Source organism: Photorhabdus africana (assembly GCF_035181445.1).
GTDB lineage: Bacteria > Pseudomonadota > Gammaproteobacteria > Enterobacterales > Enterobacteriaceae > Photorhabdus > Photorhabdus laumondii.
In genome coordinates this window covers 1-326 of the sequence record NZ_JAXBVE010000221.1, presented here as the reverse complement: position 1 = coordinate 326, position 326 = coordinate 1, and the positions used below count along the sequence as shown (strand labels likewise).

Genomic DNA, 326 nt, shown 5'->3' with positions numbered 1-326 from the left:
CGCCAACGTCATGCCATCACCCACTTTCGTGGCGATATTGCCTTTTGCCAGCATCAGCGCAACACTTATGCCATCCCCAATATGCGTAAACACATTGCCCGCCGCGACCATTAATGCCAGTGCATCACCGTCACCCACTTTGGTAAAGACATTCACTGCACCGCCCATTAGCGCCCAGGCATCCCCTTTGCCGATATGGGTAAACAGGTTGCCGACGCCAATCAGAGCCGCAATCGCTGTCCCCTCTCCGACTTTGGTGAAGATATTGCCTGCCGCAGCCATCACACCCAGTGTCAAACCATCGCCGACATGGGTCAACACGTTGC

The 326-nt window shown here is 55.2% G+C and carries 1 protein-coding gene; it reads right to left on the bottom strand.

What is annotated here, in order from left to right; all coding sequences use genetic code 11:
• Nucleotides 1-326: hypothetical protein (locus SLS51_RS23490; protein WP_323840877.1), on the bottom strand; the 326-nt coding region annotated here is incomplete at both ends.